Here is a 15,890-nt window from a genome sequence, read left to right as displayed (position 1 = left end):
GCCCCGCACCCCCGGGCGCGCCCCCCCCCCCCCCCCCGCTCCGGGGGGTCCCCCGGGGGGGGGGGGGGGTCCCCGGGGCCCGGCCACCCCCGCGGATCTGCCGGACACGGCGGACACGGCGGGTGGGGGTGACCGTGGCCGCACTGCACACGGTGCGGCTCGCCCCGGCCGACGGCCTCGCGCCGTCGGCCGGGGCGCCCGCCTCGCTCTTCGAGGCCCGCGTCCACTCCCCCGCCGGCTTCTGCCACGGTCTGCTCACCAGCTGCCTGCGGAACGATCCGGACGGCGACCCGCTCGCCCGCACCTTCGTCGACGAGCACCTGGCGCTCGACCTCACCGACCCCGACGCCGGCCGGTGGCGCCACCATGCCGACGTCCTCCACCTCCGCGCGCCCGATCCCCGACAGGCACTCGCCCGGCTCGCCGCCGTCCTGCGGGCGCACCCCGGTTGCGCGGTCGCCTCGGCCGAGTGCGGCGGCGGCTCGTTCCTCGTCCTCGCCCGGACGGGAGGGCGGCTGGCCCTCCGGCTCCGGCCCGGCACCGGCGGTCCGCCGTCCTCCTGGCCGCGGTCGGCCGTCGGTTCGCTCGCCCACGCCTGGTTGGCCGCCGGGCGGGCACTGGCCGAGATCACCACGTTGGCCGCCTCGGCGTCCTCCCCGCACGGGTCGCTCGGCGGCAGGTTCGGCCGCGGACGGCGGCCCGGCACACCCTCCCCGCCCACAGCCCCGCCGACCGGGCGCCCACCCGGACGGCCCGACGGCCGGTGAGCCGAACCGACCTGCGCCCGGCGGCACCACTACTCCGGGCCCGCCTCCCCGTCGTCCGGCGGGGAGGCGGCGGCCCCCAGGGCGTCGAGGCCGGCGGCCAGGCGGGCGGCGTCGGGGGCGGCCAGCGCCCGGTAGTGGGCCAGCGACTCCCGGTACCGGGCCGCCGCCTCGGTGAGGCGCCCGCGGTCACGGGCCAGGTCGCCGGTGAGTTCGAGGACACGGGCCTCCCAGTGCCGGGCCTGGCCGGTACGGAACTCGGCCAGCGCCTCCGCGTAGCATCGCTCCGCCTCCCCGTCCGCACCGAGCGCCGCGTGCGCCTGACCGAGGAAGGCGAGCGCCCGGGCGGCCTCGTACGCGGCGGGCACGGCGGCCAGTTCACGGTGGGCGCCGGTGATCACCGGGACGGCCTCGGCGGCCCGCCCGGCGGCGAGCAGGACGTCACCCAGCGCCAGACGGGCGAGGGCGGTGCCACGGGCGTAGCCCCGGGCCTCACGCAGGGTGACCGCCCCGCGGAGGCACTCGGCCGCCTCGGTGAGCCGGCCCGCCGTCCGGTGGGTCTGGCTCAGGCCGTAGAGCGCGTCGGCCTCGACGAGCGGGTCGCCGACCGTCCGGGCCAGCGCGAACGCCTCCTCGAACCAGGCGGCCGCCTCCTCCCCCTCCCCGGCGTTGCGCAGGCCGGTGCCGCCGGAGGTGAGCATCCGCAGCTCCCCCGCCCGGTCGCCGGCCGCGCGGGCGGCGGCCCGGCCGATCCGGTGCGCCTCGATCCAGAGCCGGGCCGGACGCCGCCGGAGGAACAACGGCCACATGGCGTCGACGAGTTGCCAGGCGACGGCGGTCCGGTCGGTGGCGGCGGCCCAGCGCAGTGCGTCCGCGAGCCGGTCGGCCTCGGCGTCCAGCCAGCCGAGGGCCTCCGCCTCTTCGGTGAACTCTCTTGCGCGGGGCACCGGTTGCCGCGTGTAGTCACGGCCCAGGGTGCGGTGGCTCGGGCTGAGCAGCGCCTCGGCAGCGGTCGCGGAGGCCAGGTACCAGTCGAGGACACGATCGACGGCGGCCCGGCCCTCCGGCGCGTCACGGACCTCGACGGCGAGCGCCCGGGCGTGCAACTTCACCAGATCGTGAAAACGGAATCCGCCCTCCATCTCCTCCAGGAGGTGGACGTCGATCAGGCCGTCGAGCAGCCGGTCCGCCACGCCGGGTGCCAAGTCGCCCACGGCGCAGGCGACATCGAGCGTGAAGACGGGGAAGGGCAACAGACCGAGAAGCCGGTAGAAGCGCGCCGCGTCCGCGTCCAGCACCTCGAAGGACGCGTCCAGCACATGGTGCACGGCCTCTCCCTCCACGTCGAACGCGGCGAGCCGGTCGGATTCGTGGCCGAGCGCCTCGGCGGTGGCGGCGAGCGACTGGACCGGGCGGGCCGCGATCCGGGCGGCGGCCAGACAGACCGCGAGCGGCAGGCCCGCGCAGCGCTCCACCACCTCGGCGGCGGCGGCGCGTTCGCGGGCCACCCGGTCCTCGCCGACCCGCTGGGTGAGCAGCTGCGCCGCCGCGTCGTCCGAGAGCAGGTCGACCTTGCGGAATACGGCCCCGTCTATGCCGAGGCCGGTGAGGCGGCGCCGGCTGGTGACCACGACGACGGCGTGCTCCGAACCGGGCAGCAGCGGGCGGACCTGCGCCGCCGTGGAGGCGTTGTCGAGCAGCACGGCGATCCGGCGCTCGGCGGCCAGCGAGCGCCACAGCGCGGCCCCCTCCGCCAGGCTGCCGGGCACCGGCGTGATCCCGAAGGCCCGCAGGAAGGCGCCCAGCGCCTCGGCCGGGTCGGCCGGCCCGCCCGGGGCGTGACCGCGCAGGTCGGCGTAGAGCTGGCCGTCGGGGAACCTGCCGGACAGGCCGCGCAGCCACTGGGTGGCGAGCACCGTCTTGCCCACCCCGGCCGGACCGGTCACCACCACCGTGACGTCGGCGGCGTCGGTCGCGTCGCCCAACGACCGGTCCAGCGCCGCGAGATCGTCCTCACGTCCGACCAAGCGTCTCGGCACCGGGGGGAGTTGGCGTGGCACGGGAAGCGCCGGGGCCGGGGCGGGCCCGCCGTGGATGTGCACGCTCCGGATCGACCCGGCCTGGACCACCGAACCGCCCACCCGGGTGCCGGAGACCGAGTAACTCCCGCCCTTCGACTGCTGATCCGCCTCACTCACCGGCCGCTCCCGCCGGCCGGCCGTGCACCCGGCTGCGCATCCGGCTCCGTGAACGTCACAGGCTCCACTGGTCCCCCTACCCGCAGAACGACGTATCCGAGTGGCAGGACCCCGACGGTGATCAGAGGTGATCAAATACCGTGCAGCCGATACCACATGACGCATGGTCATATGGAGAATATGCCAATAACCTCGATCCCTGAAGAAGGCAGACGGTATAGCAGCGGCGCCCGAAAGCGTGGGATGCTCACCTCCGACACGGCAAGCTGGTAGCCAACCGGCGGGGGGCGTCGAATGGAGTTCCATCTTCTGGGCTCGGTTGAACTTTCGGTGAACGGCGAGTTGTTGGCGATTCGCTCGGACAAGCGTCGCCGCCTGCTCGCCGCCCTGGCCCTGGAGGTGGGGCGACCGCTCTCGCACGAGTGGCTGGCCAACAGGATCTGGGACGAGGAACCGCCGCCCAGCGCGCTGGCCAGCATCTACAGTCACGTCTCCCGCATTCGGAGCGAGTTGCGAAAGGCCGCCGACGCGGAAGGCCTCAGCGCGCCCCGGGACGTCCCCACCATCGACACCCGATCGCACACGTATGCGCTTCGCACCGACCCCCAATTGATCGACTGGCATCGCTATGTCGACCTTTCGCGGCGAGCCCGCCAACTCGCCGACAACGGGGACGACGTCCAGGCGCGGACCGTCCTGAGCCGGGCCGAGGAACTGTGGCGCGGCGAACCGCTCGCCGGACTCCCCGGCGGCTGGGCCCAGTCCACCCGCGCCACCATGGCCGACCAGCGCCTCGCCACCACCCTCCTGCGGGTCGAGATCGACCTCCGGCTCGGCCGCCACAGCGAACTCATCCCCGAACTCACCGCGCTCCGCGAGGAGCGCCCCACCGACGAACGCGTCGCCGCCCACCTGCTGGTCGCCCTCCACGGCGCCGGCCGCCAGGCCGAGGCGCTCGCCGTCTACCCCGCCGTCGTCCGCCGCCTCCGCGCCGACCTCGGCACCGCCCCCGGCGCCGCCCTCACCCGCCTCCACGAGCGGATGCTGCGGGGCGCCCCGCTCTCGGGACCGGACGGGCGGGCGGAGCCGCCGCCCGAGGACCGGACGGATGGACGCACCGACCGGCGGACGACGGCTCGGCCGCACCCTGCGCGCACGGCGCCCGCCCAACGGCCAGTCCCGGTCGGCCCACCGGCTCGACACATGATCGGCCGCCACGACGATCTCCGACGACTGCTCGGCGAGCCCGAGGACGGGAACGAGCAGGGCGGCGTGGTGACCGTGTCCGCGATCCTCGGCATGGCCGGCGTCGGCAAGACCACGCTCGCCCTGCATGCGGCACACCTGATGCGGTCGCGCTTCCCCGGTGGCTACGTTCACCTCAACCTAGGTGCCCACGCGGGCAACCAGCACCCGCTCACCACCGAGGCCACAGCCACCGCACTGCTCCGGCGACTCGGTGTTCCGGCCGCGACCATCCCGCTCGACACCGAGGAGCTCTTCGGGCTCTGCGCCGAGGTCCTGGCCTCGCGCCGGGCCGTCGTGGTGCTCGACGACGCCTCCAGCGCAGCCCAGATCCGTCCCCTGCTACCGACCGCCCCTGCCTCCCTGGTCTTCGTCACCAGCCGCCACCGGCTCGCCGAGCTACCCGGCTCCAGACCGATCTTCCTGGACATCCTGCCCGTCGATGACGCGGTCGCCCTGTTCACCTCGGTGGTCGGTCGCGAACGGGCGGGCGACCGCAGCCGGATCGTCGAAATCGTCGACCGCTGCGGCCTTCTGCCGCTGGCCATCGAACTAGCCGCGAGCCGGTTCAAGGCGCGCCCCTCGTGGACCCTGGATCATCTGGCCCAGCGGCTGTCCCGCAAGACCGGCCGGCTCGCGGAGATCCGGCACGGCTCCGAGAGCATCGCCCGCGCCTTCGAGGTCTCCTACCGCTCCCTGCCCCGCGAGCAGCGGGAGGCGTTCCGGCTACTGGGCCTCTACCCGGGGCCGGACATCGGCCTGCACGCGGCGGCGGCGCTGCTGGGGCGGTCGGTCGACGAGACGGACCAGATTCTGGAGGCCCTGCACCACTGCCACCTACTTGGCGAGGACGTGCCGGAGCGCTTCCAACTCCATGACCTCCTCCGCGAGTACGCGATTCTGCTGGCTCGCGAGGAGGGGGGCCCGGAAGAGGTCGATGGAGCCATCCGCCGGCTGCTCGGTTTCATGCTCGGGGCGGCCGACCAAGCCGACCGGCTGTTGTATCCGCGGCGGTCACGTCTCGCATTGCCACCGCTCCGTCAATTACCCGGACTGGAAACACTCCTGTACGACATTGACCTCAACTCAACCGAATCCGCGCGGGACTGGCTTGACACCGAGCAAGCGGGACTGATCGCGCTCGCAGCCCATGCACAGAACACCGAGCACCCCGAGGCCGCCGCCTGGCTGGCTCACGTACTGGCCGGCCACCTTGACGCCCAGGCCTACTGGAGTGAGGCCCACGACCTGCATCAAGCCTCGGTCACGTACTGGCGTTCGGCAGCGAACGACCGCTGCGAGGCACGGGCGCTGATCAACCTCGGCGCGACCCTCGCGAACGCCTCGCGCTACCCGGCGGCGTTCGAGGCCCTGGAGCGCGGGCTCGCCCTGGCTCGGGCCGAGGAGGACACAGATGCCATCGCAGAGGCACTGAGCCTGCTCGGCGAGCTGCTCTGGCACCAGAGCTCCCTGCCCCAGGCTCTTGCCATGCAAGAGGAGGCGCTGCGAATCCGAAGAGAGAGCGGCGACCGCTGGAACACCGCCCGGTGCCTCGCCAGCGTCGGAATCGTGCAGAGCTCACTAGGAAATCAGGAAATGGCCCTCACGGCCTATCGGAGCGCCCTTCCGTTGGCTCGGCAATTCAATGACAGAACTTTCGAACTGATAATTCTCAACAATATCGGCGACCTTCACCTGAGCGCCGGCGACCTTCCGGCGGCCCGCATCGCATTCGAACGAATACTCGAACGCGGGGTGGACTTCATGTCCCATTTCGACCTGGCAGTCGTGAAGATCAACCTGGCATCCTCGCTCAGGATCCCGGAGGAACTCGATCGAGCCCTGACTCTCTACCGGTCAGCCCTGTCCGTGTTCCGCTCAGTCGGCGGCATCCGACACGAGGCGGACACGCTCAACAGCCTCGGTGACACACTTCGATCGGCCGACCGTCCGGCGGAAGCTCACGATCAGTACACCATCGCCCTCGCGCTGGCCCGATCCATCGGAACGACCCGCGAAGAAGTGGCCGCCCTACGGGGGCTCGGCTGCTCCGAGGTCATGCTCGGACAGAGCGTCGCCGCGATCGGCCACCTCACTGCGGCGATCTCGATCGCCCGGCAGATCGGCGCCGCCGACCAGGCCGACCTGGCCGAAGAGGCGCTTACCAAGATCCATCCACGAAGCGCAGATGGAGTGCCGCGTTCCGATTGACTGCTCGTCGACTCTATGCACTTCTGATCGAATTTGATCGTAGAGATACTAAGCAGTCGCTACATGGATCCAACGATTGCACGGTACCGAACACATGCCAATGTGTCAGACACCGCTTTGTGTTGCCCCTGACGACTCTGCTACACATGGCTCGGAGCGCAGCAGATCTTCGCGCCCCGAACCATCGCTACACGCAGAGAGACACAGGAAATGAGCGACCTTCACGCCCCGATAGTCGAATGCCCTCGGATCCGAGCCACCGAGCCGGCCAATAATTCCGCGGAACCGGCGGCACCGGGGTTCTTCTGGCGGATGCCCATCTGGTACTGAGGCGCCGCGCCATCTCCGAGGGCGTGATCGGGGCTCCGATCACGCCCTCGGAGATGACCCCGCCCGACTTCTCAGCCGCCCAGGGCTACGGCGGCCTCCGCGGTGAGGAGGCGGAAGGTCAGGGACTCCTGGAGGTAGAGGTCCACGGTGTCAGGGGTGTGGGAGAGGTACCCGACGGAGACGTCCTGGCCGAGGACCAGTTCGAAGTCTCCGCCACGGGCGGAGAGCAGGAAGGCGCCCTCGACGGCCGGGGCCCAGATGATCTCGCCGTCGAGCAGGCGGGCGATGTGTGCGGCCACCGGGTAGCCGTGGTCCGAGGTCTCGCTCACGGCGGTGTAGGCCCCGGCGCCGAGGAGCAGGGCGTACGGGCCGCCGACGCCGGCGAGGCGCAGGACGGTGAGGGCCTGGCTGACGGCGGTGGGATAGTCCCGGACGTCGGCCGGGAGCGGCACCGCCGGGTTGGACGCGCCGGCGCGGATGCCCTCGATCCCCGCGGCCCGGTAGCCCTCGAAGACGGTGCGGTCCTCGGCCAGGGCGAGCGCCCGGGCGGCGTCCTTGACGGGCTGCCAGTCGGAGTCGCGGGAGCCGCGCTCGACGTCGTCGACGGCCTCGCGCGAGACGGTGAACGGGACGCGCAGTTCGACGACCGGCCGGGCCTCCCTGGCGTGGGCCACGACACCGTCCGCGGGCGGGTCGATGGAGGTCAGGTGGCCGGTTCCGACGGCGGCGAGCGCGAGGCCCTCGGGGCCGCTCAGGTCGACCACCCGGCGGCCGGCGACGTGCAGCTTGAAGGTCTGCCGGGCCTCCTCCTCGATCTCCTCCCAGGCGGCGGCCGAGACGGGGGCGAGGTCGCGGTGCAGGTTGTTCATCGTGACGGGGTCTCTTTCAGGCTGCCGATGGCGAGCGAGCCATCGAAGGAGGCGAGGGACGGGGTGCGGGGCGGCGCTGCGGGGACGGGCGGGGCGTCGGCGGTGTCCGCGGCGGGTGCGGGCGGCGGGTCGTCGAGGAAGTCCGCGGTCGGCACGTGGAAGAGGGTCCCGGTGACGGCGGTGGAGACGTCCAGCAGCCGGTCGTACGCGCCCGGCGGGCGGCCGACGAACATGTTCCGCAGCATCTCCTCCGTCACCTCCGGGTCGCGCGCGTAGCCGATGAAGTAGGTGCCGAACTCGCCACCGTCCTCGAACGATCCGAAGGCCATGTTGAACCGCATGATCTGCCGTTCCTCGCCGTCCGGGCCGGTGATCGTGGTCAGGGAGACATGCGAGTCGGCGGGTTGGGAGTCGTCGTCGAGTTCGATGTCGGTGAGCTTGGTACGGCCGACCGCCCGCTCCTGTGCCTCGACCGGCAGCCTGTTCCAGGCGTCCAGGTCGTGCAGGTACTTCTGCACGATGACGTAGCTGCCGCCCGCGAACTCCGGGTCCTCGGGGCCGACCCGGACGGCGGCGTCCGCGGCCCGGCCCTCGGGGTTCTCGGTGCCGTCGACGAAGCCGAGCAGGTCACGGTCGTCGAAGTAGCGGAAGCCGTGGACGGCGTCCACGACGGTGGCCGCCCCGGCGAGCCGCCGGGTGAGCTGGCCGGCCAGTTCGAAGCAGAGGTCCATGCGGGCGGCCCGCAGGTGGAACAGCAGGTCGCCCGGGGTGGCCGGGGCGCGGTGACGGGCTCCGGCCACCTCCCGGAAGGGGTGCAGCGCCGCCGGACGGGGGCCGGCGAAGAGGCGGTCCCAGGCGTCGGAACCGATGCCGGTGACGCAGGTCAGGCCCGCGTCGGGGGCGCGGAAGCCGACGGAGCGGCGCAGTCCGGCGAGGTCGGGGAGCAGCGCGCGGACGGTCTGCTCGCCACCGGGGTCGACGGTGAGCACCAGGAAGATCGCGGCGCTGGTGAGCGGGGCGAGGACGGGTTGCGCGTCGGGCGGGTCGGCGGGCGGCGCCGGGTCGGCGGCCGGGAGTCGGGCGGCGGACGGGGGCGGCACGGAGGGCATGGCGGACTCCGGTCTCCGGGGTCTGATCGTCCGTACGATTACACCCCAGAGCGGACATTACGGCGCGGTCGCCGCCCCGAACGCGGGAAGGCCCGTACCGGACGGAGGATCCGTCCGGTACGGGCCGGCAGGTGACACGGTCCCCGGGGCAGGTCCTGGGGCGGGGCCGGCGCGGGGCCGGGCGCGACGGTGCGGCGCAGTGGCGCGGGGGTCAGCCGCGGGTGCGGCGGCGCAGGCCGGTCGCGGTGACCAGGGCGCCGAGCACGACCGCCGCCACCGGCACCACCAGCGCGGCACGGAAGCCGTCCAGCCCGGCCTGCGCGGTGCCGTCCGTGCCGGTCGCCGCCAGGTTGACGGTGGTCACCACCGAGAGGCCGAGTGCCGCGCCGAACTGGAAGGAGGTGTTGAGCAGCCCGCCGGCCAGCCCCTGCTCCTCCTCGGCCACGCCGTCGGTGGCGGCGATGGTCAGCGGCCCGTAGGCGAGCGCGAACGCCAGTCCGGTGAGGATCATGGTCGGGAACATCATCGGGTACGTCCAGTCGAGCCCGACCGGCAGGAACAGTGCGTACGAGACGGCCGCCAGGCAGAAGCCGCCGAGGATCACCCGGGCGTTGCCGAACCGCTCGACCAGCCGGGGCGTGAGCGTCGGGGCCAGTACCGCGTCCACGCCGACGGCGAGCAGCGCGAGCCCGGTCTGGAGGGAGCTCCAGCCGCGCAGGTCCTGGAGGTACAGGGTGACGACGAACTGGAAGCCGAAGAACGAGCCGGCGAAGAGCAGCGCGCCCAGGTTGGCCCGCAGGAGCGGCCCGGAGCGCAGCAGGCCGAGACGGACCAGCGGTGCGGCGGAGCGCCGTTCGATCGCCGCGAAGGCGGCCAGCAGGGCCAGTCCGCCGGCCAGCGAGGCGACCGTCCAGAGTGCCTCGGCGCCGGGCTCGCCGAGCCTGACCACCGCGTAGACCAGCAGCAGCATCGCGCCGGTGGCGGTCGCGGCGCCGGCCAGGTCGAAGCGTTCGCCGGCGCGACGGGTGGGCGCCTCGTCGCGCGGGATCAGCGGCAGTGCGGCGATCAGCAGGGCGCCGGCCAGCAGGACGGGAGCGAAGAAGACCCAGCGCCAGCTGACGGCGGTGAGCAGCCCGCCGGCCACCAGACCGAGCGAGAAGCCGGCCGCCGCCGTGCCCGCGTAGACGAGCAGGGCGCGGTTGCGACGGGGCCCCTCGGCGAAGGCGGTGGTGATGACGGCCAGTCCTGCGGGGGTCATGAAGGCCGCGGAGAGGCCGGTGACGAAGCGGGCCAGGATGAGCATCCAGCCCTCGGTGGCGAGACCGCCGAGGCCGGAGAAGAGGACGAAGACGGTGAGCCAGAGCAGGAACATCCGGCGCCGGCCCAGCAGGTCGGCGGTCCGGCCGCCGAGCAGCATGAACCCGCCGTAACCGAGCACGTAGGCGCTCAGCACCCAGCTGAGTGAACCGGTGCTCATCCCCAGGTCGGCGCGGATCGACGGGAGCGCCACGTTGAGCATCGCGACGTCGATGCCCTCCAGGAAGATCGCGCCGCAGAGCACGAGGAGCACGGCTGCCTCCCGCCCGCCGAAGCGGGACGGGGGCCCGGAGGCGGCGTCGACCCGGCCGCCGGACGGGCCCGGGCTTCCGACAGGGCCCGGGCTTCCGGTTTCGGGCACGGCTGATGACACGGACACGGAGGTCTCCTGGGAGTGCGCGGGGAGGCGAGGGCGACAGAACGAGCCGGTTCCTCTTCGGCCGGTCGGTTCCCTCTTGTAACCACTGGCCATCCTGAGGCAGCATCAGGAGCTGTGGAAGAAGGCACTTTGAAGTTACCGACGCACTGCGCGGGTACCGAGGACGGCTACGACGTGCTCCAGTGGGACACCCGGGAGGACTGCGAGGTCCGGCAGATCCTCGACCGGATCGCCGACAAGTGGTCGCTGCTGGTCATCGCCCTGCTCGACCGCCGCTCGCTGCGCTTCACCGAGCTGCGGCGCGAGATCGACGGGGTCAGCCAGCGGATGCTCACCGTCACGCTGCGGCAGTTGGAGCGTGACGGCCTGGTCGAACGGACGGTCCACCCGGTGGTGCCGCCCCGGGTGGACTACGCGCTGACGCCGCTGGGGCGGACGCTGCACGCCACCATCCAGTCGCTGGTGACGTGGACGGAGTCGCATCAGCGGGAGATCGCGACGGCCCGCGCCTCGTACGACGCGCGCGCGGTCTGAGCACCCGCCGCACAGCACGGCGAAGGGGCGGGCCCGGGTCGGGTCCGCCCCTTCTTGCCGCGGGTTCGCCGCGCGGCACCGGCGCCCTGCCGCTCCCGCCGCCTCGCCGTCAGACCCGCAGGGCGGCGAGCTGCTCGGCGAACGGGACCACGGCCTGGGCGGCCGGGGCTTGCGCGCCCGGGGCGGCCTGCTCCGGCCGGGCCGAGGGGACGCGGCCGGCCAGCAGCGCGGCGAGCTCGCCGGCCGCCCGGTCGATCCGCCCGGGGAGGCCGTCGGTGAGCCGGTCCCCCGCGGCGCCCCAGTCGTCGGTGGCCGCGTACACCGCGGTCGGGACGACGACCGCCCGCAGGTAGCTGAAGAGCGGCCGGACGGCGTGCTCCAGCGCCAGCGAGTGCCGGGGCGTGCCTCCGGTGGCCGCGATCAGCACCGGCTTGCCGGTGAGCGCGTCCGGGTCGATCACGTCGAAGAACGACTTGAACAGCCCGCTGTACGAGGCCGCGAAGATCGGCGTCACCGTGATCAGGCCGTCGGCGCGGGTGACCTCCTCGATCGCCTCGCGCAGTGCGGCGCCGGGGAAGCCCGTGACGAAGTTGTTCGCGATGTCGGTGGCGAGGTCGCGCAGTTCGACCACCGTCACCTCCACCGGCCGCCCGGCGGAGCCGAGCCGGCGGCTCGTCGACTCGGCGAGCCGGTCGGCGAGCAGCCGCGTCGAGGACGGCTTGCTCAGGCCGGCACTGACCACCACCAGTCGGTACGCGGTCACTTGGTCACCTCCGTGGTCTCCTGCTGCTCCTGCTGCTGCTCGCCCTGCCGGGCGAGCTCGGCCGCGACCCGGGCCTCGTGGGTCGGCCCGTCCGGGACCTCGGCCGGGCGGCCCTTCGCGAACTCGGCGCGCAGGACCGGCACGACCTCCTCGCCGAGCAGGTCCAGCTGCTCCAGCACCGTCTTCAGCGGCAGGCCCGCGTGGTCCATCAGGAACAGCTGGCGCTGGTAGTCGCCGAAGGACTCGCGGAAGGTCAGCGTCTTCTCGATGACCTCCTGCGGGCTGCCCACGGTGAGCGGGGTCTGGTCGGTGAACTCCTCCAGCGAGGGGCCGTGCCCGTACACCGGCGCGTTGTCGAAGTACGGGCGGAACTCGCGCACCGCGTCCTGCGAGTTCTTCCGCATGAACACCTGGCCGCCGAGCCCGACGTACGCCTGTTCGGCGGTGCCGTGCCCGTAGTGGGCGTAGCGCTCCCGGTAGAGGTTGACCAGCTTCTGGAAGTGCTCCTTGGGCCAGAAGATGTTGTTCGCGAAGAAGCCGTCACCGTAGTAGGCGGCCTGCTCGGCGATCTCCGGGCTGCGGATCGAGCCGTGCCAGACGAACGGCGCGACGCCGTCCAGCGGGCGCGGGGTGGAGGTGAAGGACTGCAGCGGGGTGCGGAAGCGGCCCTGCCAGTCCACCACGTCCTCGCGCCACAGCTGGTGCAGCAGCGCGTAGTTCTCGATCGCGAGCGGGATGCCCTGGCGGATGTCCTTGCCGAACCACGGGTAGACCGGGCCGGTGTTGCCGCGACCCATCATGAGGTCCACCCGGCCGTCCGCGAGGTGCTGGAGCATCGCGAAGTCCTCGGCGATCTTCACCGGGTCGTTGGTGGTGATCAGGGTGGTCGAGGTGGAGAGGATGATGCGGTCGGTCTGCGCGGCTATGTACCCGAGCATGGTCGTCGGCGAGGACGGCACGAACGGCGTGTTGTGGTGCTCGCCGGTCGCGAAGACGTCCAGCCCGACCTCCTCGGCCTTGCGTGCGATGGCGACCATCGCCTTGATCCGCTCGTGTTCGCTCGGGGTGCGGCCCGTGGTCGGGTCGGGGGTGACGTCGCCGACGGTGAAGATTCCGAACTGCATGCTGCTCACCACACTCCTGATGAATCCCGGTCGGGATCCGATCGTCAAAGTTTCAACCACCTTAGCATCGACCGTCCCGCCGATATTCCCCCGAGCACCCATCTCCTCGCCCCCGGCTGCCCACCGACCCCCTCCCCGGGCTGTCGAGGGCTGCCGGGGGCGGGAGCGGGGGCCGGGCGGGGAGGTCAGTCGGTGTAGGCGGGCTCGGGGGTGCGGTCGGCAGGGGTGCGGTCGGCGGGGATGCGGTCGGCGGGGGCGGGGGTGGGGTGGGCGCGGCGGGTACCGAGCGCCTCGGGGAGGAGGGTGAGCAGGCCCGCGACGGCGAGGCCGGCGCCCAGCCAGAGGGGCGCGCGCAGGCCCCACGCGTCGATCGCGAGGCCGCCGAACGAGGTGCTGATGATGATCCCCAGGGTGATGAAGGAGGAGTGGACGGTGTTCACCAGCGGGCGGGCGTTGCCGGTGCGCTGGACGCGGGACACCATCGCGGGGTTCATCGTGACGCCGACCAGACCGATGCCCAGCAGGAACGCGACGGCCGGCACCGGCAGGTCCGCGAAGAGCGCGAAGCCCACCAGGAACACGGCGTTCAGCGCCAGGCCCAGGGTGAGCACGGGCACCGCGAAGCGGTCGGCGAAGCGCCCGACCACGGTGTTGCCGACGACGGTGGCCGCGCCGTACGCGACCAGCAGCAGCGGGACGGAACCGGCCGAGAAGCCGGTGACCTCGGTGAGGATCGGGTTGGCGTAGCTGAACGCGGCGAAGGTCGCGCCGATGATCAGGGTGCTGGTGGAGAAGGTCAGCCAGAGCCTGGGGTTGCGGAAGACGCCCAGTTCGGAGCGGACGGAACCGCCGCCCTCGGCATGGTCGACGTCGGGCACGCCGGCGAGGGTGCAGAGCGCGGCGACCACGGTGAGCACGGCGACCGTCCAGAAGGCGGCCCGCCAGCCCAGGTGCTCCCCGATCACGGTGGCCAGCGGCAGTCCCAGCAGGGTGCCGAGCATCAGGCCGTTCATCGCGACGGCGATGGCCCGCCCACGGATCTCCGGGCGGGCGAGCTGCGCGCAGAGCGAGATCGAGACGCCGAAGAACGCCTGAGCCGCGACGCCGGTGACCACCCGGGCCACCAGCATCACCGGGTAGCCGGAGGCGGTCGCGGCGATCAGGTTCCCTGCCAGGAATATCGCGAAGAGAAGGATCAGGGCGTTCTTCTGGCGCATCCTCAGGACCGCGACGGTGAGGAACGGGCCGCCGAACGACATCGCGACCGCGAAGGCCGTGATCAGGTAGCCGACCTGCGGGACGGTGACGTCGAGGCCCTCCGCCAGTTGCGGCATGAGCCCGGCGACCGCGAACTCGCTGGTCACCATCGCGAAGATGCCGAGGGCGAGGACGTACACGGCACGTGGCACGGTGTTGCTCCCAGGTGGTTTTGGATTGATCGGTTCAAAATTAGGGCAGGCGAAGGCACGGGAAGGCGGAAGGGAAGGCGGAAGGGAGGTCCGGTCGGGCGGTGGCCTCAGGGGGCCAGGGCGTCGAGCGCGGTCGCGGCGACGGCTTCGAGGGCGGCCCGGTCGGCCCCGCCCTGGGCGGCGACCCGCATGCCGCCGATCACCGCGTTCAGGAACCGGGCCAGGTCGCCCGGATCCCGGCGGGAGGCGATCTCGCCCGACCGCTGCCCCGCCGCCAGCACCCCCCGGAGCGCGACCAGCCGGATCTCCTGGTCCCGGCCCACCATCGCGGCCGCCTCGGGGTCGCGCCCGGCCAGTTCGACGATGGTGTTCACCGTCAGGCAGCCGATGCTGCGCCCCTCCGGGCGCAGGGCGAACTCGGCGTCGACGATCCGCTCGAACAGGGCCCGGATCCGCGCCGCCGGGGGCAGCTCCGGGTCCTCCAGAAGGGCGATCTGCGGGATGGTCATCAGGTCGATGTAGCGGGCCAGCGCCCGCTTGAACAGGTCGTGCTTGCTGCTGAACGTGTTGTAGATGCTGCTCCGCCCGAGACCGGTCGCCGCACAGAGGTCCTGCGTGGAGGTGGCCTCGTAACCGTTCGCCCAGAACGCGCGCATCGCCGCGTCCAGCGCCCGGTCCTCGTCGAAGGTGCGCGGTCTCGCCATGGCAGCACCGTAGCTTTTTGGATCGGTCGGTGCAATACCCGGGAGCGGGCCCCGCCCGGCGCGGACGGCTCGGACGGCGCGGACGGCGCGCGCGACAATGGGAGGAGTCGGGCGCGGCCGGCCCGGAGCTCCGGAAGGACGGCGAACCGATGACGGCCTACATCGAGGTGAGCGCGCTGAGCCACGAGGGCCTGGTGCGGGAGCAGAACGAGGACAGCCTGGCCGTCGGGCCGTGGACGCTCTGTGCGACGGTGACCACCAATCCGCAGACCATGCTCTTCCCCGTCGGCCCGCCGTGCGTGGTGGCGGTCGCCGACGGCCTCGGCGGCCACCCCGGCGGCGAGGTGGCCAGCTCCCTGGTCGCGCGGCGGCTGGCGGCGGCCGGCCCGGACCTGGTCAGCGAGGAGACCGTCCGCGAGGCGCTCCAGGACTGCAACCGGGCGGTGTACGCGGCGGCGGCCGACGATCCGGAGCTGGCCGCGATGGGGACGACGGTCGCGGGCCTGGTGCTGCTGCCCGACGAGGCCGTGGTGTTCAACGTCGGCGACAGCCGGGTCTACCGGGTCGAGGGGACGGGGCTGCGCCGGGTCAGCGTGGACGACAGTCCGCCGCTGCAACCCGGTCGGCGCACCACCTCGCTGGTCACCCAGTCGCTCGGTGGCTCGCTCGGCCTCACCTTCGTCGAACCGCACGTGCGCCGCGCCCCGCTGGCGGTCGGCGACCGGTACCTGGTGTGCAGCGACGGGCTGACCGACCCGCTCCCGGAGGACGAGCTCTTCGCCCTGCTCGACCTCCCGCCCGACGATCCCGGACGGGCCGACGGACGGGCCGCGTTCGCACTCTGGAAGGCGGCGATCGAGGCCGGCGGCCCGGACAACATCACGCTGGCGCTGGTACGGATCGGGGCGTGAGCGGGGTGGGACGACCACGGAGG

At 72.7% G+C, this 15,890-nt stretch carries 12 protein-coding genes; 4 read left to right on the top strand and 8 right to left on the bottom strand.

Annotation, left to right across the window (positions count from 1 at the left end; genetic code table 11):
- Window positions 1-134 precede the first annotated feature (134 nt).
- Complete coding sequence (locus ACFWOG_RS31850; RefSeq protein WP_355405124.1) at window positions 135-767, top strand: hypothetical protein; 633 nt, start codon at window positions 135-137, stop codon at window positions 765-767.
- A gap of 29 nt (window positions 768-796) precedes the next feature.
- On the opposite strand, the gene ACFWOG_RS31845 is transcribed toward ACFWOG_RS31850, so the two are convergent.
- On the bottom strand, window positions 797-2,962 hold the full coding sequence (locus ACFWOG_RS31845; RefSeq protein ID WP_380362533.1) for an ATP-binding protein: 2,166 nt from the start codon (window positions 2,960-2,962) through the stop codon (window positions 797-799).
- A 294-nt stretch (window positions 2,963-3,256) separates the two neighbouring features.
- On the opposite strand from ACFWOG_RS31845, the gene ACFWOG_RS31840 reads away from it, so the two are divergent.
- A complete protein-coding gene (locus ACFWOG_RS31840) occupies window positions 3,257-6,418 on the top strand; it encodes a tetratricopeptide repeat protein (RefSeq protein WP_380362531.1) in 3,162 nt (1,053 codons plus the stop codon).
- A 401-nt stretch (window positions 6,419-6,819) separates the two neighbouring features.
- Here ACFWOG_RS31840 and ACFWOG_RS31835 read toward each other — a convergent pair whose 3' ends face one another.
- The 3 genes from ACFWOG_RS31835 to ACFWOG_RS31825 form a co-directional block, all read right to left on the bottom strand.
- On the bottom strand, window positions 6,820-7,617 hold the full coding sequence (locus tag ACFWOG_RS31835) for a family 1 encapsulin nanocompartment shell protein (RefSeq protein WP_329947801.1): 798 nt from the start codon (window positions 7,615-7,617) through the stop codon (window positions 6,820-6,822).
- Window positions 7,614-8,726, bottom strand: a complete 1,113-nt coding sequence (locus ACFWOG_RS31830; RefSeq protein WP_380362528.1) for a Dyp-type peroxidase — start codon at window positions 8,724-8,726, stop codon at window positions 7,614-7,616. The genes ACFWOG_RS31835 and ACFWOG_RS31830 overlap by 4 nt, the downstream gene beginning before the upstream one ends.
- Before the next feature lie 211 nt (window positions 8,727-8,937).
- A complete protein-coding gene (locus tag ACFWOG_RS31825; RefSeq protein ID WP_380362527.1) occupies window positions 8,938-10,296 on the bottom strand; it encodes an MFS transporter in 1,359 nt (452 codons plus the stop codon).
- Between the two features lie 255 nt (window positions 10,297-10,551).
- Between ACFWOG_RS31825 and ACFWOG_RS31820 the strand changes: the two genes are divergently transcribed.
- Window positions 10,552-10,956, top strand: coding sequence for a helix-turn-helix domain-containing protein (locus tag ACFWOG_RS31820; protein WP_329947804.1), 405 nt, complete (start codon window positions 10,552-10,554; stop codon window positions 10,954-10,956).
- A gap of 109 nt (window positions 10,957-11,065) precedes the next feature.
- Here the strand turns inward: ACFWOG_RS31820 and ACFWOG_RS31815 are convergent, their stop codons facing one another.
- The 4 genes from ACFWOG_RS31815 to ACFWOG_RS31800 all read right to left on the bottom strand — a co-directional run bounded on the left by ACFWOG_RS31815 (window position 11,066) and on the right by ACFWOG_RS31800 (window position 14,956).
- Window positions 11,066-11,719 carry an FMN reductase gene (locus tag ACFWOG_RS31815; RefSeq protein WP_380362524.1) on the bottom strand — a complete coding sequence of 218 codons (654 nt, stop codon included), beginning with the start codon at window positions 11,717-11,719 and terminating at the stop codon, window positions 11,066-11,068.
- Window positions 11,716-12,843, bottom strand: a complete 1,128-nt coding sequence (locus ACFWOG_RS31810) for an LLM class flavin-dependent oxidoreductase (protein ID WP_329879654.1) — start codon at window positions 12,841-12,843, stop codon at window positions 11,716-11,718. The genes ACFWOG_RS31815 and ACFWOG_RS31810 overlap by 4 nt, the downstream gene beginning before the upstream one ends.
- A gap of 185 nt (window positions 12,844-13,028) precedes the next feature.
- The gene (locus ACFWOG_RS31805; protein ID WP_380362522.1) at window positions 13,029-14,252 is read right to left on the bottom strand and encodes an MFS transporter; all 1,224 of its coding nucleotides are present in this window, start codon (window positions 14,250-14,252) and stop codon (window positions 13,029-13,031) included.
- Window positions 14,253-14,359: 107 nt separating this feature from the next.
- Window positions 14,360-14,956: a helix-turn-helix domain-containing protein gene (locus ACFWOG_RS31800; protein ID WP_329947807.1), complete on the bottom strand. Its 597-nt coding sequence runs from the start codon at window positions 14,954-14,956 to the stop codon at window positions 14,360-14,362.
- 149 nt (window positions 14,957-15,105) lie between these two features.
- Here ACFWOG_RS31800 and ACFWOG_RS31795 point away from each other — a divergent pair, with 149 nt between their 5' ends.
- Complete coding sequence (locus tag ACFWOG_RS31795; protein WP_380362521.1) at window positions 15,106-15,867, top strand: PP2C family protein-serine/threonine phosphatase; 762 nt, start codon at window positions 15,106-15,108, stop codon at window positions 15,865-15,867.
- Window positions 15,868-15,890: the final 23 nt, after the last annotated feature.

Origin of the sequence: Kitasatospora sp. NPDC058406 (assembly GCF_042722765.1) — a bacterium.
Classification (GTDB): Bacteria; Actinomycetota; Actinomycetes; order Streptomycetales; family Streptomycetaceae; genus Kitasatospora.
Note: the sequence above shows the minus strand (reverse complement) of the source record. Positions and strands in the feature narration are given on the sequence as shown.